This window comes from Lentzea rhizosphaerae (assembly GCF_042649515.1).
Taxonomy (GTDB): Bacteria; Actinomycetota; Actinomycetes; order Mycobacteriales; family Pseudonocardiaceae; genus Lentzea; species Lentzea aerocolonigenes.
Window position 1 is genome coordinate 86,451 of sequence record NZ_JBHRZI010000008.1, and the last position, 23,894, is coordinate 110,344.

Genomic DNA, 23,894 nt, shown 5'->3' on the forward strand with positions numbered 1-23,894 from the left:
AACAGCAGGTTCGCCGCGTCTTCCGGCGCCTGGCAGGGCGCCTCGCGGCCCCGTCTGAACGTCGAAATGCGGGGCAAAGGCTGCCGGTTGCGGCACTAGCCCGGTCATGCGGTGGTGACCTGCCCGTCGACGACTCGCACCGGCACCTTGCCCAGGGGCTTGGTTGCAGGGCCACCGGTGACTTGGCCGTTGCCGTCGAAAGTGGAGCCGTGGCACGGGCAGCGGAAGCCGGAGCCGGCGGGCGTGACGGGGCAGCCCTGGTGTGTGCAGGTCGCGAGGAATGCCGTGAAGACGTCCGTCGAGGGGCGCAACAGGTATGCGGCGGCACCGTTCGGTGTGGTGAACCTCGTCGACGAGCCGACGGCGACGGCAGAGACCGCGGCGATCACCGTTCCTGGGTCCGCCGGGCTCGGTTCCGGGTTGGTGGTGCGACGGGTGAGGGCGATGACGCCGCCGACGGCAGCGGTCGCCGCGGTGATCAGGCCACCCCAGAGCAGAACTCGTCGCTCGACGCCGTCCGGGGTGACGTTCGGCCGGCGACGACGTATCGCGGCGCGCAGGCGATCCGTCGTGGAGAACAGGCCTGCGTCGCCGGCGACCAGCAGCGGGGTCCAGGCGGCTGCGAAGACGATGTCGGCGCCGAAGTAGTACGGGCGGGTCGTCCAGCTCACGGTGAGGAAGAAGCTCAGCGCGAGGAGAAACCCGCCGAGTGCGGCGATGCGGGTGAACAGCCCGAGCAGAGTGCCCAGCCCGACAGCGACCTCGCCCACGGCGACAACGACGCCGGTGATGGCCGGGTGCTCGGCCGCGAACGACACCAGGGGGCCGATCGGGGAAGTTGTCGCGGCGTGCAGCATCTGCGCGTGGACGCCGAGAGGCGACGTGTGGTCCAGGTAGTGGTTGTCGAGGATTTTGGTGAGGCCCGCGTAGAGGAACGTGCCGCCGAGGAAGACGCGCAGCGGCAGGAGTGCCCAGATCGGTGTCCGCGGTGGCGCAGGCGTTGTTTCGCCGGGGGAAGGCTTGAGGGACAACAGAAGACACCTTTCGTCGAAGTTGAACGACGGCACCGCCACGACGCCGCACGGCTGCGGACGTGTGTGAGCTCAGAGCCCACACACGTTCGACGCTTCCTCAGGACTTGCGGGGAGAGACCGTCATGATTCCCGCGCACATCTCGTCGCTGGTGCCGTCGCCCCACACCACGTAGCGCGGCGGCAGCTTGCTCAGCTGCGGCAGCCGTTTGCGCAGCCCCGCGTCGTGCGTGCACGTCACCCGCAGCGTGTCCCCCGGACCGATCTCCACCGGCGACGGCAGCTTCACCAGCCGCTGGTTGTCGAAGTCGAACTGCGGCACGTCCAGCACGACCTTGGAGTTCGGCGTCCCCGGGTTGAGTTCGACCTTGATGGCCCGCCCGAGCAGGTGCATGTGGCCGAAACCGGCGAACAGCGTCATCGGCGCCTCCACCGCGTGGTCACAGGTCTGGGTGTCACCGGGCTTCGGCGCGCTCTGGCCGCACTCCTCCACCTGCCGGTCCGCGGTCTCGCCGACCTCCTGCCCGAACCGCTTCGTCACGTCCGCGATCGAGGCCGCCCGGTCGCAGAGCGGACCCGACTCGTCTGCCGCGCAAGGCAGATCGGTCGGCGCGTCGAGCGGCAACGTGTCGAGTTCCCGGGTCTGCGGCGTGCCGTCCGTCAGCCGCAGCCGCACCGCCGAGCGGTCCGACCCGGCCGGCTTGCCGTCGGTCGCGAGCAGGTTGTAGTGGAGCTGGAGGACGATCAGGCTGCCCGGCTCCAGCTTGAAGCCGGCGTCCTCGGTGAACAGCGTCTCCGTGGCACCCGGCGCCCAGGTGTCCACCCACGCCGCTTCGCCCTCTTCTACTTCGGCGCCTTTCACGCCGGTCCCGCCGAAACACTGCCAGCCGAGACCGGGGGTCTTCGCGTCCTGCTCGCGCACCGCGGCAGCGCCGCCCGGCGGCACCGCGTACACGATGGCGTGGTGCGCGATGGCGATGTTCTCCGGCGTGACCTGGGTCCCGGTCACGAACGCCGTCTTGGTCAGGCCCGGATCGATCACCTGGCACCGGTACTCGTCCGTGCCGCCGCCCTCCGGTGGCGCGGGCGTGTAGGCCTCCGCCATCTTCAGGTCGACGAACCGCTCGCCGGCGCGCAGCGGCTGCGGTGGAGCCGACTTCACGTCCCCGTGCGCGTTGTGCGAGCCGGGCACGGGGGGCGCCGCGCCGTTGCCGGCGTTCGACCCGCAGGCGACGACAGCGAACGTCGTCGCCACCGCCGTGGCGGCCACCGCAAGCCTCCACAGTGGACTGTCAGATTTCGTCATGACCTGAACGCTAGGCCCGATTCCGTCCCGTTTCGTCCTACTGCGGTCGTCATTCTCGGGAAAGAGGTGGTACCACGGTACTTCTCTCCGGAGCGCCGTTCGGCATCCGAACGTCCACAGTGGAGTTCGTCGCGACCGGAAGGTCGACCCGGAGCAGCGCACCACCGCGTGCGGAACGGGCGACACCGGCCCGGCCGCCGTGGGCGTCGACGACCCGCTGCACGATCGACAGCCCCAGACCGGATCCCGGCAACGCCCTGGCGCTGTCGGCGCGGTAGAACCGGTCGAACACGCGCGGAACGTCGGCGGCGTCGATGCCCGGCCCGGCGTCGTCGACCTCGAGCACCGCCGACGCGCCCAGGGCACGGAGCCGGACCTGGACCGGCTGGTCCGCGGGCGACCACTTGCCGGCGTTGTCGATGAGGTTGAGCACCGCCCGTTGGAGCGCAGCGGGACGCCCGCTCACCCACACGGAGGTCACGTCGAGCGCGATCTCGACGTCGGGCGCGCGCGAACGCGCCTGGCTCGCGGCGGCCACCACCACGTCGGCGAGGTCGAGCAGTTCGGTGCTCTCGTCGCTGACGTCCCCGCGCGCCAGGTCGGTCAGCTCGGCGGCGAGAGTGCTCAGCTCGGCCACCTGGGCGCCGAGATCGTTGAGCAGCCGGGTCCGGCTCTCCGCGGGCAGACCGCTGTCCAGGGTGCCGCGCCGATCGAGCCGGATCAGCAGCTCGATGTTGAGGCGCAGGCTGGTGAGCGGGGTCTTGAGCTCGTGGGCGGCGTCCTCGGCGAGCAGCTGCTGGGCCCGCCGCGAGTCCCGGAGCGCGGCGAGCATGTCGTTGATCGACTGGATCAGCCGCCGGATCTCCCCGCCGCCCTCGTCCGGGATGTCGGCGTCGAGATTCCGGGTTTGTGCGACACGGACCGCGGCGGCGGTCAGCCGGTCGATCGGCGCCAGCCCCGTCCGCGCCACGGCCCGCCCGACGAGCGCGCCGCTGACCACGCAGAGCAGCCCGATCAGCAGCATGCCCAGCCCGAACTGGTTGATCGGGCTGTCGTCGGCGACGCGGGCCACCTGGACCGCGCCGGCGCCCACCCGCAGCGTGTAGATGACGTAGCCGTCGTCGTCGCTGTCGCCCGACTCCATCAGGTCGGCCGATGCGCCCTGCACCACGCGCAGGGCGTTCTCGCTGACCGGGGGCAGCGCGGGTTGGCCGTCCGGGGTCCGGATCGAGCCGTCGGGCAGGACGACCCGCACCAGCCGGCCGGATCCGGGATGCGGCGGTAGCTGGACCTGTGCCAGGCCGGCGCGCTCGGCGTTCGCCGCCAGGACGCGGGAGTCGGCGCGCAGCTGATCCTTCACGGTGTCCTGCAGCTCCCACGCCAGCAGCTCGCTGGCGATCTGGAAGGCCACGAACACGCTGACCGCGATGGCCGTCGCCGCGATCACCGTCAGCCTGGTCCGCAGGGACCGCCGGCGCCACCACCGGGTCAGCCGACTGCTCACGGAGGAGTCTCCCGCAACGTGTACCCCAGGCCGCGCAACGTGTAGATCAGTCGCGGTTCACCCTCAGCCTCCATCTTGCGGCGCAGGTAGCTCACGTACACCTGGAGGCTGGTGGCGGTGACGCTCATGTCGAAGCCCCAGATCGCCTCGAACAGCGCGTCCCGGGTCAGCACCCTGGTCGCGTTGCGCACGAGGACCTGCAGCAGGGAGAACTCGGTCCGGGTCAGGCGGAGCGGCCGCTCGCCCCGCCACGCCTCGAACCTGTCGGGATCGACCCGGACGTCGGCGAACGTCAGGATCTGCGACTCGTCGCCCGGCGCGCGGCGACGCAGCAGGGCCCGGACCCTGGCCAGCAACTCCTCGGTGGCGAACGGCTTGGGCAGGTAGTCGTCGGCGCCCGCGTCCAGCCCCGTGACCCGGTCGTCGACCTGGTCCCGGGCGGTCAGCATCAGCACCGGCAGATCCCGGCCCGCCGCCCGCAACCGCCGGCAGGTCTCCAACCCGCCGAGGCGGGGCATCATCACGTCGAGGATCAGCAGATCCGGCGGGTCGTCACCGATCCCGTCGAGCACGGCGAGACCGTTGGCGACGGTGCTGGTGTCGTACCCCTCGACCTGGAGCACCCGCTCCAGCGACTCGCGGATGGCCGCCTCGTCGTCCGCGATCATGATCCGCACGCCGGCCCGCCCCCTTCCCGTCGACGCTGTGCCGGTCATCGTCTCCGATCAACCTGAGACGAGCGTTAAAGCGTCGCCGCGTCCTCAGCGGCTCGCGCGCAGCAGGCGGAGCGCGTGCAGCCCCGGGGACGGTTCGCCCTCGAACTCCGCGGATCCGCCGAGGTAGCCGGAGATCAGGTCGGCGGCGGGGTGGTCCTCGACACCGGTGAACCCGAGGGCGCGCAACTGTTCGGCGATGCCTTCGGGGGTGAAGTGGCTGAACACCGGTTCACCGACGGAGGCCAGCCTCTCGGCACGTGCGCGTTCGTAGGCAAGTTCCGCGTCGGTGGTCGCGGACCGCAGGTAGTCGAAGACCACCTCGACCGGCTGGGCCTGACCGGCGATGTAGGCGAGGGTGGCGTGGGCGGCATCCGGGGTCAGGTAGTACACGACACCCAGCCACACGAACACGGCAGGGGCCGTCCGGCTGAATCCGGCGGACTCCAGTTCCGTTGCCAGCGTTCGGGTTTCGAAGTCGACCGGCACGAAGGCCACCGTCTCGGGGCACTCGATTCCGTTCGTGGCGAGGCGTTCCCGCTTCCACGCCTGGGTGGCGGGGTGGTCCACCTCGAACACGCGCAGGTCCCGGTGCGGATTGCGGTAGGCGAAGGTGTCCAGGCCCGCGCCCAGGATCACGACCTGCCGCACGCCGGCGGTGACGGCCGCCGCCACGGCGTCCTCGGCGAAGCGAGCCCTGGTGGCGAAGAACAGGCGGCGGGGCCGCTCTGTCACGGCGCCGCCGAGGCGATCGGTCGCGACCGGCAGTTCTTCCGCGGCATGGCCGAGCAGACGTGCCGCAAGTGGGTCGGTGAAGATCTGTGGCTGGTCAGCGATCTGGTGGTAGGCGCGGGCGTACGCGGTGACGAGCGCCGTCCGGCTGGGTCCGCCGTTCTCCATGTCCACGACGCTACTCACACCGGCGGATCACGACTGCTCGTGGTCGATCTCCCGCAACGCCACCTCGAGCACCTCGAGATAGGTCATGTCGGCCACCACGGTCTTGCGCTTGCGGCCGATCACCGTGCGCTCCACGGGCTCGTCGCGGGTCTCCCACCACTTCGCTCCGTCAGCGGTCGACCGGATGACCAGCGTGCCACTGGGCAGCATCAGCTCGTACTCGTGGACCTTGAAGTGGTCGAGTTCGCCGTCCAGCAACGCCAGCAACACACACGCGCGGCGCAGTGCCGCCTCGTACGCCTCCGCGTCCTGGTCGCACGGCGGCAGCACGATGACGACGCGCGAGTTCGCCCCGGCCTGCCGGATCTGCTCGATCTCCCAGACGAAACCGTCGCCGAAGTCCCGGTCCGGCGGCAGGATCAGCACGATGACGTGTGCGCTGCCGATGAGGCGCTGGGCGACCTCCTGCCACACGTCGTCGGCGGCACGCATCAGGACCGGTCCCGGCGGGGCGAACGTGGTGCGCTGATCGACGATGCCGTAGGTGTCCATGTCGAGCACCGTGCGCGCGGCGCGGGTGATGAGCTGCTCCATGGTCACGTTGCGGGTGAAAGGACCACCGCCGGTACGGCGTTTGGCCCCCGTCTTCGGCAGCACGATCTCGGCGTCCTGTCCGAACGGCCGCAGGATGAGGCAGTACTTCTTCCGGGCCCGCAGCAACTTCGACACGACCTGCTCGTGCGACGGCGTACCCGCGGACCGCGGGTACTTGGCGGCACCCACGACGATCATCACGAGTGCACTCAGCGCCATGCCGAGCACGCCGCCCGCACCGCTGAGCTTCTCCAGCCCGCCCATGGCGAGCAAGGCGATCCCGGCCGTCAGGCCGCCGAACAGCACGATCAGCCCGCGCACACGGGTGAATCGGTGGAGCCGCACGAACAACGCCTTCACACCAGTTGTTCGATCAACGGCCGCAGATCGTTACGGGCCATACGCTGCCGCTGTAATGGGGCACCCGCCAGGACCGATTCCTCTGGTGCCGGTCGTGTTGTCGGGGGACACAGCGGGCCGGTGCACCGCGCAGTGAGGAACGACCATGCGCATCAGGAAATCCGCCGGTCCGTTGAGCGTGCACGCGATCGCGGGCTCGTACGTCGTCCTGCTCGGCCTCGACCTCGACCAGGGGGACAGCCCCGGACTACTGGGGTTCGCGATCGAGCGCTTCGATCCGGAGGAGGACGAACGGTACTGGCTGCGCGGCATGAAGGTGTTCGAGGAGACCTCGAAGGGCGTGCCGCCGGGTACACCGGTCAGCCTGCTGGAGCACCCGCTGCAGTCGTTCCTGTGGGGCGACTACACCGCCAAGCCCGGCCGGAGCTACGAGTACCGCGTCGTCGCCCTGTACGGCAAGCCGAAGAACCTCGAGGTGCGCCACGAGGTCACGGTCGCGGTGCGGACCGAGCCGGTCGACGAGGGCGGGCACGCGATCCACTTCAACCGGGGTGTGGGCGCCGGTCAGGCGTACGTGCGGGAGTTCGGGGAGCGCAAGCCCAGGGAGAACGACCGGACCGACCCGGCCTACGACTGGCTCTCGCGTGGGCTGGAGGAGGCGCTCATCGCGTTCATCCGCTCCGCCGACGGGCCCAGCTGCGCACTGCGTGGATCCGTCTACGAGTTCAACTACCCGCACGTGCTCGCCGAGCTCAAAGCCGCCGTCGACCGGGGCGTCGACGTGCGGATCATCTACGACCGGCGCGGAAAGGCGAGCACCGACCCGAAGAAGGTGTGGCAGAGCACCGAACCCGCCGTCGAGGAAGCCGGTCTGACCGACCACATGATCCCGCGCACGACGAACAGCTCGATCTCGCACAACAAGTTCTTGGTGCTGCTGCGCGACGACACACCGCGGGAGGTGTGGACGGGGTCGACCAACATCACCTGGGGAGGCCTCTTCGGACAGTCCAACGTCGGCCACCTGCTGCGCGACCCGGCCACCGCCGCCACCTACCTCGACTACTGGACCCGGCTCGCCGACGACCCCGCCTACGCGCAGATCCGGCCGGCCAACACCACCGCGAGCCCCACGCCCGCGACCCCGCCCCTGGCAGGCACGAACTGCGTGTTCAGCCCGCGCACCACTCTCGACCTGATCGACTGGTACGCCGAACAGGCCGGCCGCGCGACCCGGTCGTTCTTCATGACCGCGGCGTTCGGCGTGCACGACAAGATCGCCATGGCGCTCCAGCCCGAGTCCGACGTGCTGCGCTACCTGGTGCTGGAACGGCCACCGGGCGAGGACGAGATCCGGTTCGACACCGACCACGACGTGAAGACCGCCATCGGCTCACTGCTCACCGACGAGATCCTCAACCGCTGGACGCGGGAGCAGCTGACCGGCCTCAACGGCCACGTCCGGTTCAGCCACACGAAGTTCATGCTCGTCGACCCGCTCGGCGACGACCCGCTCGTGATCACCGGTTCTGGCAACTTCAGCGACCCGTCCGTCCGCGAGAACGACGAGAACGTGCTCGTGATCCAGGGAGACACCAGGGCCGCGGACATCTACCTCGGCGAGTTCATGCGGATCTTCAACCACTACTACTTCCGCTTCCTGCAGCAGCGCCTCGGCAAGTCGGAAGAGGTGGTGTTCCTCAAGACCGACGACAGCTGGGTGGCGCGCTACTACGACCCGGCCACCCCGAGTCATCGGCAACGGCTGCTGTTCAAGTAGGTCTGCCTCAGTCCTCCACTTGACAACGACGGAACCGGCGCGGAATCCGCGTGAATGAGGTCGCGATCGGGGCGCGGCTCCGAGGAACACCTGGCGGGCGTCGTTGCCCTCCGGCTCGAGCACTTCCCACAACGGCCCAACGCACGAATGCGCACTTGACGGGTACTGAACGGCAACCCGGAAGTAGTGAACGACGACTTACCTGTGCGGCACCGCCCTCGCCCACGGGCACCTCGGCACCTGCCACTCCGCTCAACCCGACTGATCCGATCGGCCGATGCCACCTGCCGATTCGAGACGATCGTCCTGACGTCGGGGTACCTCCGGTGTGATTTCCCGTCAGGTGGCCGGAGAACCCGGCCGGTCGACGGATGGCGCGACGGGGAGCGCGACGGCCAGAGTGATCGTTCTTGCCCCGCGAGCGCAGGAGATCCGGCTTGACGTCACTGCCCACCATCCAGCAGATCCTCGATCTGGAAGGCGTGCGACGAGGTGAGCCGACCGTCCTGGCCGGCCTCGAGCACCTCGGCCGGACCGTGCGGTGGGTCCACGTCGCCGACACGCCGCAGTCCGGGGAGCTCCTTCTCGCCGCGAGCGGCTGTCTGCCGCACGACGCCGGACGGTGGCTCGAACGCCTGGCCACGACCGGCGTCGTCGGAGTCGTGGTCCAGAGCGCCGGCGCGCTTCCGGACGCCCTGGTGCTCGCGGCGCAAGGGCTGAGGATGCCGCTGGTGCAGTTGCGGCAGGACGTCCGGCTCTCCCAGGTGACCGAAGCCGCCCTCGCTCTCGTGACTGCCGGACAGCTCGCCGAGTCGCGCGGACACGAGCAGATTCACCAACGGTTCTCCGAGCTCGCTCGGGCAGGGGTCGACGCCCTGACCGTCGTTTCTCATGCGGCGGCCCTGGCCCAATGCCCTGTGGTGCTGGAGAACACCGCGCACCAGGTCATCGCGTTCGGCCCGGCAGGCGCGGACGCGGACTGCCTCGACAACTGGGAGTCGCTGTCCCGACAGATCGTCGCAAGTGGACAGACCGCCTACCACGACAGAACCGGATGGCTCGTCACCACGATCGGCACCGGAGCCGCGGAGTGGGGCCGGCTGCTCGTCAAGTGCCCCGAACCCTCAGCCGCACACGTGATCGTCGCCGAGCGGGCGGCCGGTGTCATCGCCCTGGACCTGCGGGCGCACCACGACGAGGACTCCCACCTGCGCGCCCAGCGCACTCTGTTGACGTCCTTGCTGACCGGCGACCTCGTGGCCGCCGAGTTCGCCTCACGTGTGCGTGCGCTGGGGATTCCGCTCGACAAGTCCGTCATGGTCGCCGTGGTCGTCCACGACCGGTCTCCTCTTGACGTTGCGGACAGGATCGGTGATCTCCCGCGGGATCTCACCGGACTGCACGGCGCCTTCGACGACGACTCACTCGGCATTCTGCTGACGCTGCAACCGGACGACGACGTGCACGGATGCCTGGTGCGGCTGGCGGAAGCGGTGCGGCGAAGGGCACCTGCGGTCGTCGCCGCGAGCGAGCCGGTCACCTCGGTGTCGGAGGTGCGCAAGGCGCTGGTCGAGGCGCGCCAGGTGGCCGCGGCCGCCAGTGGTGGCAGCTGGGACGCGCCCTACGTGAGGCTGCGCGATCTGGGGCTGCCCGGGCTGATGTACCTCCTCCGCAACGACCCGCACGTGCAGGCTCATGTCGAACGAGAGCTGGGTCCGTTGCTCGACCCGGAGCACATCGACATGATCGCCACCTTGCGGGCCTATGTGGACAGTGGTGGCAACAAGACCGACGCGGCGGCCGCGACGAACCTGTCCAGGCAGGCGCTGTACGACCGCCTGAAGCGGATCGGCCAGTTGCTCGGCGCGGATCTCGACTCGCCTCGAGTCCGGGCCTCCCTGCACGCCGCGCTCTCCGCGTACGACGCCATCAGGCGTCCTTGACAGAACGTCCACCCGACGACGGATTTCCGTCGAATCGTCAATCAACCAATTCGCTTTGAACCCCTTCCGAATCCTGCTCGTACTACCGAGAAAGAGCCCAGCCAGGAATCGACAGTTCGGGAGTTCACATGATTGCAGGAGAGTGCGTCGATGTGACGAGCGCGGTGGCCGTCGTCCGCGCCGGCGGCGAGTACCGCCTCGTGGCGAACCGCCCGGCCGTGGCAGGAGAACTGCTGTTCACGATCGAGGGCGAGCTGACAGCCACACCGAACCGGTACACCGTGCAGATCGGCCACGACGTACACGTCGACGTGCCCGCCGAATTCGGTTTCGAGGCGATCCTCGATCAGTTCTTCTGGCGCTTCATGAATCACAGCTGTGAACCTACGGTGTTCATTCGCGACCGTTCGGTCATCGCACTGAAACCGGTCGTCTTCGGACAGGACATCACATTCAACTACAACACCACCGAATTCGACATGGCAGAGCCTTTCGCCTGCCAGTGCGGAACCGATCGGTGCATCGGCCGGATTCAGGGCTACCGTCATCTGTCCGATGAGGACCGTCAGCGGCTGCGTCCGTGGCTGGCGGACCACCTGTCGTGCAGCGGGGCACGATGACGGCCACTGTCCGGTCTCCGGCGGTCACGCTCGTCGACTTCTTCGAGCAGGCAGCCCGCCAGTGGCCGGACGCCATCGCCGTGGACGTGCCTCCCGCCACCGGGCGTCCGAACCGCAGTCAGACCACGTACGCGGATCTGCTGCGCAAGTCCGGTGCCGCGGCACAGTTCTTCCAGGAGGTCGTCGGCCGCGGGCGCGTCATCTCGATCATGCTGCCCCGCACGTCCGTCGTCCTCTACGCGACCCAGCTCGCGGTGCTGCGGTCCGGATCCGCGTACGTGTGCCTCGACCCCGCGTTCCCGGACGACCAGGTCAGCCACATCCTGACCGACTCCGGCGCCCAGCTGCTCGTCACCGACGCGCGAGGTGCCGAACGAGCGGAGCGGGTCGGTTACCGGGGTGCGGTGGTCAGGGTCGACAGCCCGCGGGCGAAAGTACCTTCGGTCGATGCCCCTCCCGCGCCGGACGGCCTCGCCTACCTGATCTACACCTCGGGCACCACCGGCAAGCCGAAGGGCGTGATGGTCGGGCACACCGGCATCGCCAGCCTGATCAGCTCCGACGTGATGGAGTTCGGCCTCGGTCCCGGTGACCGGGTGGTTCAGGGCTCTTCGGCCGCCTACGACTCGTCGGTCGAGGAGCTGTGGATGGCCTTGGCGTCCGGTGCGACCGCGGTCGTGATGGACGACGAGACGGCCCGGCTCGGCCCGGACCTGGTGCCGTGGCTGCAGAACGAGCGGGTCACCGTGTTCTGCCCACCACCGACCCTGTTGCGCGCCGCCGCCTGCCCCGATCCGCAGACGGCACTGCCGGACCTGCGCCTGCTGTACGTGGGCGGCGAGGCGCTGCCCGACGACGTCGCCGAACTGTGGTCGCGGGGACGGCGGATGGTCAACGGCTACGGCCCGACCGAGTGCACAGTGACCTGTCTGCGCGCGGACATCGTTGCGGGACAACCGATCGCCGTCGGCCGGCCGGTACCGGGCGCACGGGCGTGGGTGCTCGACGAACAGCTCAGGCCAGTCGCCCCCGGAGAAAAGGGCGAGCTCTGCATGTCCGGCGTCGGGTTGGCGTTCGGCTACCTCAACCTGCCCCAGCTGACGGCCGAGAAGTTTCCAGACCACCCAATGGCGGGCCGGATCTACCGCACCGGTGACCTCGTGCACGCCGAGCCGGACGGGACGTTGTTCTACCACGGCCGGATCGACTCCCAGGTCAAGGTCCGCGGGTACCGGATCGAGCTGGAGGCGATCGAGACGGTCCTGGCCCGCTGCGAGGACGTGGTCGAGGCGGCGTGCTGCGTCCAGGGCGAGGGCGCGTCGCAGGCGATCGCGGCACATCTGGTCGTGGCGGACCGGATGCGTCCGCCTCACGTGGAACGCCTGAAGAGCAGGCTGCGGGCGGAACTCCCGTCCTACATGGTGCCCGCGTTGTTCGGCCTGATCGACGTCCTGCCCCGCAGCGCGGGCGGCAAGCTCAAACGCGCCGACCTGCCCGTGCTCACCATGATCGAGCGCCGCCGCCACTCCCGCGGTGACACCGGCAGGATGAACTCGGTCGAGATGGCGATCGCCGTCGCGATCTGCGAGGTGTTCGGCCTCGCCACCGGGGGCGTGTCGGCGCAGGACGACTTCTTCGAGGACCTCGGTGGCACCTCGCTGCAGGCCGCGATCCTCATCTCCAAGCTGAGGGCCAACCCGATCACCGAGGCCATCACGGTCCGGGACGTCTACGAGGCGCGCACGGTCATCGGACTGGCGCAGCGGATCAACCCCGGGACGCAGGCACAGCAGGAACCCGCGCCGGAGCCCACCGTGGCCACCGCTCGCGACGCGGCCGCCGTGACCGCCGAGCAGTCGTGGTGGCTGGCGCTGGAACTCCTCCTCCTCGCCCCTGTGGCCTACTTGGTGACCTTCAAATTCCTGCCGTGGGTGGCCGGTCTGATCGGCCTGCTGCCGCTCGTGCTGGTCGTGCCGGTCGTCCTCGCGCCGCTGAGTCTCGCCTGGACGCCGATCTCCGTGTGGATCGCCGTGCGGGTGAAGACGATGCTGATCGGTCGCTACCAAGCCGGGCGCGCTCCCGCGTGGGGCGATCTCCGCGTGCGCATGTGGATCGTGCAGCACGTCGTGCGCATCATCCCGTGGAAGACCATTGCCGGGACGGAGTTCCAGTGCATGGCCTTGCGTGCGCTCGGGGCGAGAATCGGCCAACGCGTGCACATCCACCGCGGCGTCAACCTGACCCAGGGCGGCTGGGACCTGCTCGACATCGGCGACGACGTGACCCTCGGCCAGGACGCGCACCTCGGGCTCGTCCAGTTCGAGCACGGACAGCTCGTCGTCGGCCCGGTCAGGATCGGCGACGGCGCCACCGTCGACACCCGAGCCAGCCTTGGTCCGGGATCCCGGATGGGACGGGACACCTGGCTCGCCGCGCTGTCGTCGTTGCCTGCCGGCAAGTCCATTCCGGACGGTGAGATGTGGGACGGTGTGCCCGCCAGGATGGTCGGCCCGGCGCCGCGCCCGCCCGTACCCGTGCTGGAGGGCAGCCTCTTCTCCCCCGTCCTGCACGGTGTCGCGATGATGGTGTCCAGGACGTTGCTCGCCTGGGTGCTGTCCCTGCCCGCCACGGTGATGGCGGTCGGCGTGATCCTCCACTACGGGCTCACGTTCGACGCACTGCTCGCGGTGCTCACGAACCCGTTGTCCTACACCAACTTCCTGGGCGTTGTCGCTCTGTTGACCTGCGTGACCCTGATGCTCACCATCGCGCTCCAAGCCCTCGTCGCGCGGGCACTGGGCCGGGTGACGGAGAAGGTCATCAGCCGCTGGAGCCCCGCCTACATCCGGATCTGGTTGAAGACCGGGCTGGTCGACTCCGCCAACAAGTGGTTGTCCGGCGGCCTGTACTGGCCGACCTGGCTGCGCTGGGCCGGCATGAAGGTCGGCCGCGGCTGCGAGATCAGCACGATCATCGACGTCGTCCCCGAACTCGTCCACATCGGACCCGGCACGTTCTTCGCCGACGGCATCTACCTGGGCGGCCCCAGAATCCACCAGAACACCGTCACGCCGGCGGCGGTCCACATCAGCGAGCGGACCTTCCTCGGCAACCACGCCGTCATCGCGGGCGGGCAGAGTCTGCCCCCGGACGTCCTGATCGGGATCAGCACCGTCGCGGACGACCGCGTGGTCCGGCCGGGCAGCTCGTGGTTCGGGCACCCGGCGTTCGAGCTGCCGCAACGGGAAGTCGTGGAGGTGGACCGGGCACTGACCCACGAGCCCTCGCTGATCCGGCGGATCAACCGGCTGTTCTGGGAATGGCTGCGGTTCACCCTGCCCGTCGCCCCGCTGGCCGTCGTGACCGCGTGGTTCTGGGGCATCGCACTCGCCGCTCGAACCCTGCCGTCCACGGTCTTTCTGACCATCGGCGTCGCGGCGGTGACGTTGGGCGTCGCACTGCTGCCGTGCCTGATCGTGCTGGCGATGAAGTGGCTGCTGCTGGGCAAGGTGCGCCCCGGCATCCATCCGCTGTGGTCGTGCTGGTGCAGCCGCTGGGACTTCCTGTACGTCGCCTGGGGCGTCATCGCCAGCGGCACGCTCGCCGCCCTCGAAGGCACCCTCCTGCTGGCCGTCTACCTGCGCCGCATGGGCATGAAGATCGGCAAACGAGTCGTTCTCGGCGACGGCTTCGGCCAGGTGGTCGACCCGGACATGCTCCAGTTCGACGACGGCGCCACCGTCAACGCCATGTTCCAGGCCCACACCTTCGAGGACCGCGTCCTGAAGATCGACCGGGTCACGGTGGGCCCGAACTCCACCCTGGCCCACGGCACCGTTCCGCTGTACGGCGCGGAAATCGGCGAAGGCACCTACGCCGCGGCCCACAGCGTCGTGATGAAGCACGAACACCTGCTGCCACACACGAGATACGAAGGCGCGCCCACTCGAGCTCAGGCTTGAGGACCTGGTCGCGGCGGTGTCGGAGCCGCCGCGACCTCGTGCCGCACGACCCCGGCGCACGCGGTGCGGGCGGCGGCGATCGTCTGCTCGTCTGCGCCGCACACCCGCAGGCACGCCTCGGCGATGGCGTGGCAGTCGGACTCGCACGGGACGCGCGTCCGTCTCTGGTGGATCACCACCTCGACGAGCTGGATCAGGATCTCGCCCCGGCGTGCGCCCTCCACCGAGGTGGGGTCGTCCCCGGCGAGCTGGGCGGCCAGGCGGGCGTAGGTCTCCTGGAGCTCCACCCGGTCCTCGCGGAACAGGTCGTACCGCTCCAGCTGCACTTCGGGCAGCAGGTAGAGCATGCCGATGTTGTGCGGTGCCGTCGCGAGGGTCTGCGCGTCGGCCACGGCGAGGGCGTAGAGCGCCGCCTCCGGTGGGAGTTCGGCGTCCTCCAGCGCACGGGCGGTCTCCAGGCTGGGGCGCACCGAGGTGCGCAGCAGTTCCAGGAGGATGTCGTCCTTGCCCGCGAAGTGGTAGTAGAGGGAGGCCTGCCGGATCCCGACCCGGTCGGCGATGGCGCGGGTCGAGGTCGCGGAGAAACCCTGGTCCACGAACAGCGCGGCGGCCGCTTCGAGGATCTGTGCCCGCGGCGACATGCCGCTGCCCTCGTCGGGCGCGTGGCGCGGGCGGCCGGGGCGGGGGCGAGTCACCGCGTCATTGTCCCCTTCGTCCGGTCTGCCGCGAGGTAGGCCCGCCATCCCCCGAACGAGGTGATGTCGTCGGCGCTCTCGAGAGCCCACGGCTCGGCGAGGAAGCCCGGGACGGCTATTCCGTCGGAGAGCTCGACGGTGCCGATGACCATCGGTGCCGGCACGGCGGCGACGAACGTGCCGAACCCCGCCGCCGGGAGTCGCCAGACCTCTCCCTCGATGGCGGCACCGTCGTCCGCCACGCGCATCAGGCCTGGTTTGGGTGGTGTCGTGGCCAGCGCGCGCAACCGGTACGCCGCGGCCGTCGTGGCCGGGCGGACCAGCGTGCCGCCCGCTTGCACCAGCTGGGAGTTCAGGGGCTGGCCGCTGAGGTGCGCGCCGACGACGAAGAGCTCGATCGACGGCGCGAGCAGGCGGCCGGCGAGCTCGGCCAGGCCGCGGTCGCTGAACGCGGGACCGGTGAACATCACGCCGAACGGCAGTCCGTCGACGAACCCGGCCGGCACCGCGAGTGAGGCGAGGTCGAGCAGGTTGGCGAAGTTGGTGAAGCGACCCATCCTGCTGTTGACGCCGACGGGGTCGGCGGCGACCTCCTCCAGGGTGGGATGGCAAGTCGTGGTCGGGGTCAGCAACGCGTCGCAGCCGTCGAGCAGTACACGTCCCTGCGCACCCAGACGGGCCAGCGTGGCGGTGTCGGCGGCCCACTGCACGGCCGTCGGCGCCGCTCCCGCGAGGATGATCGCGGCCACGGTGGGGTCGAGGCCGGTGCCGATCTGGTCGCGGTTGGCCTCGATGTGGGCGCCGACGGCGGCGTAGCGTTCGGCGACGAAAGCGCCGCCGTACAACATCTTCGCGGCCTCCAGCAGGGGTGCGATGTCGACCTCGACGATCTCCACACCTGTGGCGGCCAGGCTCGCTGCCGCCGCGGCGAAGGCCTCGCGCCAGCCGGGTGCCATCCCGGCCAGGTGTTCCGCCGTGGGCACGGCGACCCGCGGCCGCGGCGGCAGCACCACGTCCGCACGTGCCTCGCGGGACAACGGGTCCTCGGCGTCGGGCCCGGACATGAGCTCGGCGACCAACCGTCCCAGTGCGAGATCGCGGGCGAACACCGTGACGCAGTCCAGGGAGTAGCAGGCGGGCACGACTCCGGTGACGGGCACGAGCCCCTTCGTCGGTTTCACCCCGACGACGGCGTTCAGCGCGGCGGGGACACGTCCGGAACCCGCGGTGTCGGTGCCCAGTGCGGCGTCGACGATGCCCAGCGCGACGGCGACGGCGGAGCCCGCGGACGAACCTCCGGAGATCCTGGCGGGGTCCCAGGCGTTGCGGACCGCGCCGTACGGGCTTCTGGTGCCCACGAGACCGGTCGCGAACTGGTCGAGGTTCGTCTTCCCGATCACCACGGCGCCCGCGGCCCGCAGCCGCGCGACCGCCGTGGCGTCCGAGGTCGGGCGGTAGAGGTAGGACGGCGCGCCCGCGGTGGTCGGCAGCCCCGCCACGTCGATGTTGTCCTTGACCGCGATCACCCGGCCCGCCAGCGGGAGGTCCTCGCCCGCGGCCACCCGTTCGGCGATGACCTTGGCTTCGGACAGCACGTCCTCGCGGAACCGCAGGGTCACCCAGATCTCGTGGCGGCCCTCAGCCTCGATCCGGTCGTAGGCCGCGTTCACGGCGGCGACGGGATCGGGCGTCATGGCAGCACCGCCGCGAGGACCTGACCGGGATCGACCTGGTCGCCGGGACCCACGTACAGCTCGACCAGTCTGCCCGTGACGGGTGCGGTCACGTCGGCCTCCATCTTCATCGCCTCGACCGAGAGGACCGCGTCCCCTTCGGCCACCTGGGAACCTGCTTGCAGTGCGAGCCGCCAGACGGTCGCGGTGAACGGCGCGGTCACGGCGACCGCACCGGCGGGCAGCGTCACCTCGGGTGCGGTGACCACTTCCGGTTCGTGGTGCCGGTCGAACTCCCCGGCGAGCCGCCAGCGGGCCTTCTCCTCCTCGAAGGCCGCGGTCTGGCGTGCCCGGAAGGCCGCGATGTCGTCGGCGTTGTCCTCCAGGAAGCGGAGGTGCTCGGCGATCGAGAACGTGCCGTCGACCGTCTCGAAGTCGCCACGTCCGGCGTCGGTCTCGGCGCGCAGTTCGAGCAGCTCCTCCGCGGAGACCGGGTACCACTCGATCCGGTCGAAGAAGCGCAGCGCCCAGGGGTGCTCGGCGAACAGCCCGCCGCGGCGGTAGCGGTTCCACACCTGCACCGTGCGGCCGACGAACTGGTATCCGCCAGGTCCTTCCATGCCGTAGACGCAGAGGTAGGCGCCGCCGATGCCGACCGAGTTCTCGGCCGTCCACGTCCGCGCGGGGTTGTACTTCGTCGTCACGAGCCGGTGCCTGGGGTCGAGCGGTGTCGCCACCGGTGCGCCGAGGTAGACGTCACCGAGCCCCAGCACCAGGTAGGACGCGTCGAAGACGGTCCGGTGGACGTCGTCCACGGACGCCAAACCGTTGATGCGGCGGATGAACTCGATGTTCCACGGTGTCCACGGCGCGTCCGAACGCACGCCGGCCATGTACCGCTCGATCGCCAGCCTGGTGGCGGGATCGTCCCAGCTCAGCGGCAACCGGACCGTGCGGGACGGCACCACGAGGTCTTGGGTGGCGGGCACTTCACCTTCGAGCTCCTGCAGCAGCCGCGCGACGTCGGAAGCCTTCAACCGGGCCGGATCCGTGTGGACCTGCAACGAACGGATGCCCGGTGTGACGTCGAGAATGCCGTCCGGGGCATGTGCCGCAAGGGTTTCCTGGAGGGCGTGCACCCGCATGCGCAGGGCGAGGTCGAGGGTCATGGGCCCGTACTCGACGAGCACGTTGCTGTCGCCGTCGCGGCGGTAGGTCACGGACGGACGGCCCTCGGTCTCCTCCAGACGGCCCAGCACGCCGTCGTCACCGTCGCCACCGGAACTGACCACGCGCGGCACCGCTCGCCGGTCGACCGCGGCATCGGCCTCACGCACCCGCACGAACCGCACGGTGTCGCCGGGACGCAACTGCCCGAGCTTCCACAGATCACCGCTCGCGACCACGGCCGGGCAGACGAACCCGCCCAGCGACGGGCCGTCCGGGCCGAGGATCACGGGGGTGTCGCCGGTGAAGTCGATGGCGCCGATGGCGTACGGGGTGTCGTGGATGTTCGACGGGTGCAGCCCCGCTTCCCCGCCGTCGGGGCGCGCCCACTCCGGTTTCGGCCCGATCAGCCGGATGCCGGTGCGCGCGGAGTTGTGGTGCACCTTGAAGTCGTTGGCGTAGAAGGAATCGAGGTCGGCACGGGTGAAGAAATCGGGCGCCCCGTGCGGCCCCTCGGTGACCGCTATCTGCCAGCTGCCGGTGATCGCGGGACGGCGGTGCGCCGGGGTCGGGCCGCCGATCGTGGTCAGTCCCGGGTTCTCCGCCGCGTCCGGCGAGCACAGCCGCAGCACGTCACCCGCCAGCAGCGCGCGACCGGCGTGGCCGCCGAACCCTCCGAGGGTGAACGTCGAGGCGCTGCCGAGGTAGCCGGGCACGTCGAACCCGCCCCGGACGGCGAGGTAGGTGCGCAGCCCGGGCCCGGCGGCGGTCCCGATCCGCAGGGTGCCACCGGCGGGGACGTCGACCGGTTCCCACTGCGGCACCGGCTCGCCGTCCACAGAGGACTCGACTGGCGCACCGGTGAGGCAGATGACTGAGGGAACCGAGAACCGCAGCACCGGCCCGGCCGCGGTGATCTCCAGCCCCGGTGCCGTGGCCGGGTTGCCGACGGCGAGGTTCGCCTCGGTCAGCGAGACCGGGTCGAACGGACCGCTCGGCGGAACACCGACCTGCCAGTACCCGACGCGGCCGGGCAGGTCCTGCACCGTCGTCATCGTCCCCGGCACGAGGACGTCGACGCGAGGATCGGGATCGGCGGTGACGTCGAGGCTCGACGTCGAGTGCACCGCGGCCCGCACGTCGTCGGAGGTGGTGAGGGCCCGCAACAGCCCCAGATTCGTGACGATGCCGTCGACGCGGGAGCCGTCGAGCGCCTCGCCGAGGAGGTCGAGCGCGGCGTCCCGGTTGGGACCGGCGGCGATCACCTTGGCCAGCATGGGGTCGTAGTGCGGCGAGACCTCCAGCCCGGTCTCGACCCAGCCGTCGACCCGCACCCCGTCGAGATCCTCGGGGAACACCGCCCGCGTCACCAGACCCGACGACGGCAGCGACTCCTTCGCGGGATCCTCGGCGTACACCCGGGCTTCGAAGGCGTGGCCGTCCGGGATCCACGGCGAGTCGAAGACGCGGTCGGGCAGGCCGTCCGCGCCGTCACGCGCCAGCCGCAGCATCAGCTCGACGAGATCGACGCCGAAGACCATCTCCGTCACGGGGTGCTCGACCTGCAGCCGCGTGTTGCCCTCCAGGAACGAGGCCTCCTGGCGGACCGGGTCGTAGATGAACTCGACGGTGCCGGCACTGCGGTAGCGCACCGACGCGGCCAGCTCCCGCGCCGAGGTGTGCAGCAGCTCGCGAACGTGGCCGGGCAGGGCCGGAGCGGGCGCCTCCTCGACGACCTTCTGGTTGCGGCGCTGCAGCGAGCAGTCCCGGTCGCCGATCACCGCCACCCGGCCCGTGCCGTCGCCGAAGAGCTGCACCTCGACGTGCCGGGCCGGGCGCACCAGCCGTTCGAGGAACACTCCCGCAGCGCCGAAGTTCTGCCGTGCCAACGACTCCACGCGTTCGAACGCCTCGCGGACACCAGCCGCGGTGGCACAGGCCTGCATGCCGATGCCGCCGCCACCACCGGTCGCCTTGACCATCACCGGCAACCCGATCCGTTCGGCTGCGGCGACGGCCTCGTCAGCCGACGACAGCAGCCCGGTCCCGGCGAGCATCGGCACACCCGCACCGAGCGCGATCTCCCGCGCGGTGTGCTTCTCGCCGAACGCGGCGATCTGCTCGGAAGTCGGTCCGACGAACCGCAAACCCGCTGTTTCGACGGCACGGGCGAAAGCGACGCTCTCGGACAGGAACCCGTAGCCGGGGTGGATCAGCCCGGCGCCACCGTCGAGAGCGGCCTCGATGATCGCGTCGGCGCGCAGGTAGGAGTCGCGGGCGGGAGCGGGGCCGAGCCGGACGGCGATGTCGGCCTCCCGCACGTGCGGCGCGGCTCGGTCGGCGTCGGAGTAGACCGCGATCGTCTTCATGCCCAGGGCGTGCGCGCCGCGGATGATCCGGCGCGCGATCTCACCCCGGTTGGCGACCAGGACCACGTCGAAGGACGTCATGGCCTCACCACGATCATGCGCAGCGGCGTCGGGTTGAAGTCGTTGCACGGGTTGTTCATCTGAGGGCAGTTGGAGATCAGCACCAGCACGTCCGTGTCGGCCCGCACCGCGACCCGCTTGCCGGGCGCGGACATCCCGTCGACGATGCCGAGAGCGCCGTCCGCCTCGACCGGGACGTTCATGAACCAGTTGAGGTTCGAGACCAGGTCACGCAGACCGAGCCCGTGTTTGGCGCCCTCGGAGAGGAAGTTCTCCCGGCAGCCGTGGTGGAACATCACGTGGTGCCCGTACCGCAACGTGTTCGACTCCTTCGAGCAGGCGCCGCCGATGGTGTCCTGCCGGTCGATCTCGTTGCCGACGACGGTCATCAGCGGGTTGCCGAGGTTGCTGCGCAGCACCGTGCCCGTGCGGACGTAGGCGTTTCCCTGCCACGCCAGCGTGTCGGGGACGCTGTAGCGCTCCTCGGTGTCGGCGGCGTTGTAGAGCAGGCAGTCACCCGACTGGTTGCCGCCGACGTCCACGATGGTCAGCACGTGGCCGGCCCGCACCACGGCCGACCAGGACGCGTTGGGAGCGACCCGTTCGTCGAGCACGACCTCGCCCGGTACCAGCGGTTCCGACCAGTCGAGAGCCAGTGAGCTGGTCACAGTCCTCGCGCCTCCGCGTAGTCGATGGTGTTGAGGTAGGCCCGGTGTGCTTCGGGTGTGGCCTGGAAACGGTCGTCGCCCGGCCCGGTGGGTGCGGCGCGCCAGGCGTGCACGCGCAGCGGCCCGGCCACGTAGTCCGCCCGTGGATCCAGCGGGTGCGGCACGTTGGCCACGAGAATCAGCAACGGCAGTTCGGCCAGCAGTTCGACCGAGGTGCCCTCCCCCGCCGATCCCCGCCACACGAAGGCTCCGTCGGCGTCGACCCCGACTCCCTGGAAGAAGGACACACTCGGTGGGAGGTCGCGCGGCGCGAGTCCGTGTTTGGCCGCGGCCTTGACGAACAGCGAACGACCGGCCGGGGACGGCCCTTCCGGCCTGGCGTCGCCGTACTTGCGCTGGTTCCACGCCTCGGTGGTCGTGCCGCAGAACGCGTCGTGGTGTCCCGACGTGTCCTCGACGATCGTCGCGAGCACGCGGCCGTCACCCGACAGCAACGGGTGCCCGGCACCGAGGTAGGCCTGCCAGGGGATCTTCACCGTGTCGGCGACGTTGAGCCGCTCGACCGCTTCCAGTGCGTTGTAGACGATCACGTGCGCGCACGCGTCACCGGTGGGGTCGTCGAACCGGATCCGCGTTCCCCTGGCGAGCACCTTGTGCGTGTATCCGCCTGGCGCAACGGTTTCCGCCCAGGTGAGCGCTTCCACGCCTGGCGGCCGGTACGGGCTCGACGACGCGGGCAGGTAGGGCATCCACTCGCTCGTCTGCCCGCCTCGTGCGCGAGCGTCCGCCCTGGCGTTGACAACGGAGTCGGTCACTCAGGCCTCCTGGGCGCTGTGCGGGACGTGGCGCAGCTCGATCCGGCCGTGCAGCCGGTGTTTGCCGAGCAGGTACGCGGCACCGGCGGCGAGGCTGAGGCCGATCACGAGCAGCGCGCTCCAGCGCAGCCACCAGGTCTCGCCGGTGAGGTCGTAGATCTCCGGCCGCGGCCACAACAGGTTGACCGCCATGCCGACCTGGTAGACGACCGCGAGGGCGTTGAGCGGGATTCCCCACTTGCCGAGGCTGAACAGCGGCTTGCCGTGCTCGTCGACACCGGTCGGCCAGCCGTCGGTCCTGCGGTGCCGGAGCCGGGTGACCAGCAGCGGCAACGTCACGCCGAGGTACGCGAGGTAGAGCATCGCGATGCACAGGCTCGACAACGCGGTGAAGAGCGCGGACTGACCGATGTTGACCACGAGCACGATCGCGGCGCCGACACCCACGACGATCGAGGCGCCGACCGGCGTTCCGGTGCGCGGGGACACCTTGGCCAGCTGCCGGTGGAACGGGAAGGCCTTGTCCCTGGCCATCGAGTAGATCATCCGTGCACCCGCGGTCTGGATGGCGAGCGTGCACGCGAACACGGCAACGGCGACGCAGCACAGCAGCAGACGGCCCAGCACTCCGCCCAGTCGTTCGGTGAGCACCCAGGAAAGCCCTGCGGTGGCGAGGTTTCCGTCGGTGAGGCTCGGCGCGGCCATCAAGGCGCCGAGGATGAGCAACGCGCCACCGATCGCCGACGCGATGAGCGCGTGCAGGATCGTGCGCGGGGTCGTGCGCCTCGGCGCGTGCGTTTCCTCGGCCAGCTCACCCGCGGAGTCGAAGCCCACCATCACGTACGCGGCCATCAGTGCCGAGGCGAGGAACGCCGGGAGATAACTGCCCTCGCCGGTCCAGCCCTCGTGGGTGAACACGACCGCAGGACCGCGTTCGGGAAGGACGAACAGAGCCAGCACGAGCACGATCACCGCGACGATCTCGACCGTGACTCCGACGCTCGTGGCCGAGGCCATGTGGCGCACGCCGGCGATGTTCACGGCGGTCGTGATCACGAGGAGGATCACGCCGAGCAGCACCGCGTTCTGAGCGCCGGTCGCCGAGGTCACCGCGGAGTCCGCGCCGGATCCTCCGACGATCTGGAAACCGGACCAGATGCTCGGCAGGACGACCTGGATCGCGATCGCGGCCGCAGCGACGGTGAGAATCTGCCCGATGATCATGATCCAGCCGGCGAACCAGCCTGCCGTCGTGCCCGCCAACCTGCTGGACCACTGGAAGATCGCGCCGGAGACCGGCCACCGCGCCGCGAGCTCCGCGAAGCACAGCGCGACGAGCAACTGCCCGGCGAAGACCAGTGGCCAGGCCCAGAAGAACGAGGCGCCACCGAGCCCGAAGCCCAGTCCGAAGAGCTGGAAGACCGTGGTGAGGATCGAGACGAACGAGAAGCCCGCCGCGAAGGACGAGAACGTGCCCACACCCCTGCGCAGCTCCTGGGCGTAGCCGGTTCCAGGGGAACCGGTGTCACTGACAGACGTGCTCATGGGCCCTCCCGGAGCCGGACGGAATACCTGTCGATCGACAGGTATGACTGTCTGGGCCCGGTATTTCACGGACCGGCGACGTGCGTAAATTCCCTGTAAAACGCGCTGGCGACGGAGAGGCGCCGGGGATCTGGACGTGATGAGCCCAGCACCGACGCCTCCGGGAGGATCGGTCACGCCTGACGAGGA

Annotated in this window: 16 protein-coding genes; 4 read left to right on the plus strand and 12 right to left on the minus strand. The window is 70.0% G+C overall.

Features of this window, described 5'->3' with window-relative positions; translation table 11 throughout:
- Positions 1-104: 104 nt before the first annotated feature.
- The 6 genes from ACFOWZ_RS05610 to ACFOWZ_RS05635 form a co-directional block, all read right to left on the minus strand.
- The gene (locus tag ACFOWZ_RS05610; RefSeq protein ID WP_382369776.1) at positions 105-1,031 is read right to left on the minus strand and encodes a TQO small subunit DoxD; all 927 of its coding nucleotides are present in this window, start codon (positions 1,029-1,031) and stop codon (positions 105-107) included.
- Between the two features lie 100 nt (positions 1,032-1,131).
- Positions 1,132-2,337, minus strand: a complete 1,206-nt coding sequence (locus ACFOWZ_RS05615) for a monooxygenase (protein ID WP_382369779.1) — start codon at positions 2,335-2,337, stop codon at positions 1,132-1,134.
- Between the two features lie 49 nt (positions 2,338-2,386).
- Complete coding sequence (locus ACFOWZ_RS05620) at positions 2,387-3,841, minus strand: HAMP domain-containing sensor histidine kinase (RefSeq protein WP_382369782.1); 1,455 nt, start codon at positions 3,839-3,841, stop codon at positions 2,387-2,389.
- Entirely contained in the window at positions 3,838-4,518 is a 681-nt protein-coding gene (locus ACFOWZ_RS05625) for a response regulator transcription factor (RefSeq protein ID WP_382369919.1), read from the minus strand. The genes ACFOWZ_RS05620 and ACFOWZ_RS05625 overlap by 4 nt, the downstream gene beginning before the upstream one ends.
- A gap of 84 nt (positions 4,519-4,602) precedes the next feature.
- Entirely contained in the window at positions 4,603-5,454 is an 852-nt protein-coding gene (locus ACFOWZ_RS05630; protein WP_382369785.1) for a class I SAM-dependent methyltransferase, read from the minus strand.
- 27 nt (positions 5,455-5,481) lie between these two features.
- Positions 5,482-6,393 (minus strand): hypothetical protein, encoded by a 912-nt coding sequence (locus ACFOWZ_RS05635; RefSeq protein WP_382369788.1) that lies wholly within the window; start codon positions 6,391-6,393, stop codon positions 5,482-5,484.
- A gap of 160 nt (positions 6,394-6,553) precedes the next feature.
- Between ACFOWZ_RS05635 and ACFOWZ_RS05640 the strand changes: the two genes are divergently transcribed.
- From ACFOWZ_RS05640 to ACFOWZ_RS05655, 4 genes are all read left to right on the plus strand, one after another.
- Complete coding sequence (locus ACFOWZ_RS05640; protein ID WP_382369791.1) at positions 6,554-8,188, plus strand: phospholipase D-like domain-containing protein; 1,635 nt, start codon at positions 6,554-6,556, stop codon at positions 8,186-8,188.
- Between the two features lie 437 nt (positions 8,189-8,625).
- Positions 8,626-10,131 (plus strand): helix-turn-helix domain-containing protein, encoded by a 1,506-nt coding sequence (locus ACFOWZ_RS05645; RefSeq protein WP_382369794.1) that lies wholly within the window; start codon positions 8,626-8,628, stop codon positions 10,129-10,131.
- Between the two features lie 128 nt (positions 10,132-10,259).
- Positions 10,260-10,751 (plus strand): SET domain-containing protein-lysine N-methyltransferase, encoded by a 492-nt coding sequence (locus ACFOWZ_RS05650; protein ID WP_382369797.1) that lies wholly within the window; start codon positions 10,260-10,262, stop codon positions 10,749-10,751.
- Complete coding sequence (locus ACFOWZ_RS05655; RefSeq protein WP_382369800.1) at positions 10,748-14,713, plus strand: non-ribosomal peptide synthetase; 3,966 nt, start codon at positions 10,748-10,750, stop codon at positions 14,711-14,713. The genes ACFOWZ_RS05650 and ACFOWZ_RS05655 overlap by 4 nt, the downstream gene beginning before the upstream one ends.
- Here the strand turns inward: ACFOWZ_RS05655 and ACFOWZ_RS05660 are convergent.
- The 6 genes from ACFOWZ_RS05660 to ACFOWZ_RS05685 are packed head-to-tail and all read right to left on the minus strand — an operon-like array spanning position 14,704 to position 23,705.
- A complete protein-coding gene (locus ACFOWZ_RS05660) occupies positions 14,704-15,408 on the minus strand; it encodes a TetR/AcrR family transcriptional regulator (RefSeq protein WP_382369803.1) in 705 nt (234 codons plus the stop codon). The genes ACFOWZ_RS05655 and ACFOWZ_RS05660 overlap by 10 nt on opposite strands.
- Complete coding sequence (gene atzF, locus ACFOWZ_RS05665; RefSeq protein ID WP_382369806.1) at positions 15,405-17,102, minus strand: allophanate hydrolase; 1,698 nt, start codon at positions 17,100-17,102, stop codon at positions 15,405-15,407. The genes ACFOWZ_RS05660 and atzF overlap by 4 nt, the downstream gene beginning before the upstream one ends.
- Positions 17,099-20,698 (minus strand): urea carboxylase, encoded by a 3,600-nt coding sequence (uca, locus tag ACFOWZ_RS05670; protein ID WP_382369808.1) that lies wholly within the window; start codon positions 20,696-20,698, stop codon positions 17,099-17,101. The genes atzF and uca overlap by 4 nt, the downstream gene beginning before the upstream one ends.
- Entirely contained in the window at positions 20,695-21,345 is a 651-nt protein-coding gene (locus tag ACFOWZ_RS05675) for an urea amidolyase associated protein UAAP2 (protein WP_382369811.1), read from the minus strand. Before ACFOWZ_RS05675 ends, uca begins: the two co-directional genes overlap by 4 nt.
- Positions 21,342-22,160, minus strand: coding sequence for an urea amidolyase associated protein UAAP1 (locus ACFOWZ_RS05680; protein ID WP_382369814.1), 819 nt, complete (start codon positions 22,158-22,160; stop codon positions 21,342-21,344). The genes ACFOWZ_RS05675 and ACFOWZ_RS05680 overlap by 4 nt, the downstream gene beginning before the upstream one ends.
- Positions 22,161-23,705: an amino acid permease gene (locus ACFOWZ_RS05685; RefSeq protein ID WP_382369817.1), complete on the minus strand. Its 1,545-nt coding sequence runs from the start codon at positions 23,703-23,705 to the stop codon at positions 22,161-22,163.
- Positions 23,706-23,894 lie beyond the last annotated feature (189 nt).

Excerpts from the sequence above, each read along its gene's own strand:
- ACFOWZ_RS05615 (WP_382369779.1), bottom strand. The coding sequence starts at position 2,337 with ATGACGAAATCTGACAGTCCACTGTGGAGGCTTGCGGTGGCCGCCACG.
- ACFOWZ_RS05630 (WP_382369785.1), bottom strand. The coding sequence starts at position 5,454 with ATGGAGAACGGCGGACCCAGCCGGACGGCGCTCGTCACCGCGTACGCC.
- ACFOWZ_RS05640 (WP_382369791.1), top strand. The coding sequence starts at position 6,554 with ATGCGCATCAGGAAATCCGCCGGTCCGTTGAGCGTGCACGCGATCGCG.
- ACFOWZ_RS05650 (WP_382369797.1), top strand. The coding sequence starts at position 10,260 with ATGATTGCAGGAGAGTGCGTCGATGTGACGAGCGCGGTGGCCGTCGTC.
- ACFOWZ_RS05655 (WP_382369800.1), top strand. The coding sequence starts at position 10,748 with ATGACGGCCACTGTCCGGTCTCCGGCGGTCACGCTCGTCGACTTCTTC.
- atzF (WP_382369806.1), bottom strand. The coding sequence starts at position 17,102 with ATGACGCCCGATCCCGTCGCCGCCGTGAACGCGGCCTACGACCGGATC.
- uca (WP_382369808.1), bottom strand. The coding sequence starts at position 20,698 with ATGACGTCCTTCGACGTGGTCCTGGTCGCCAACCGGGGTGAGATCGCG.
- ACFOWZ_RS05685 (WP_382369817.1), bottom strand. The coding sequence starts at position 23,705 with ATGAGCACGTCTGTCAGTGACACCGGTTCCCCTGGAACCGGCTACGCC.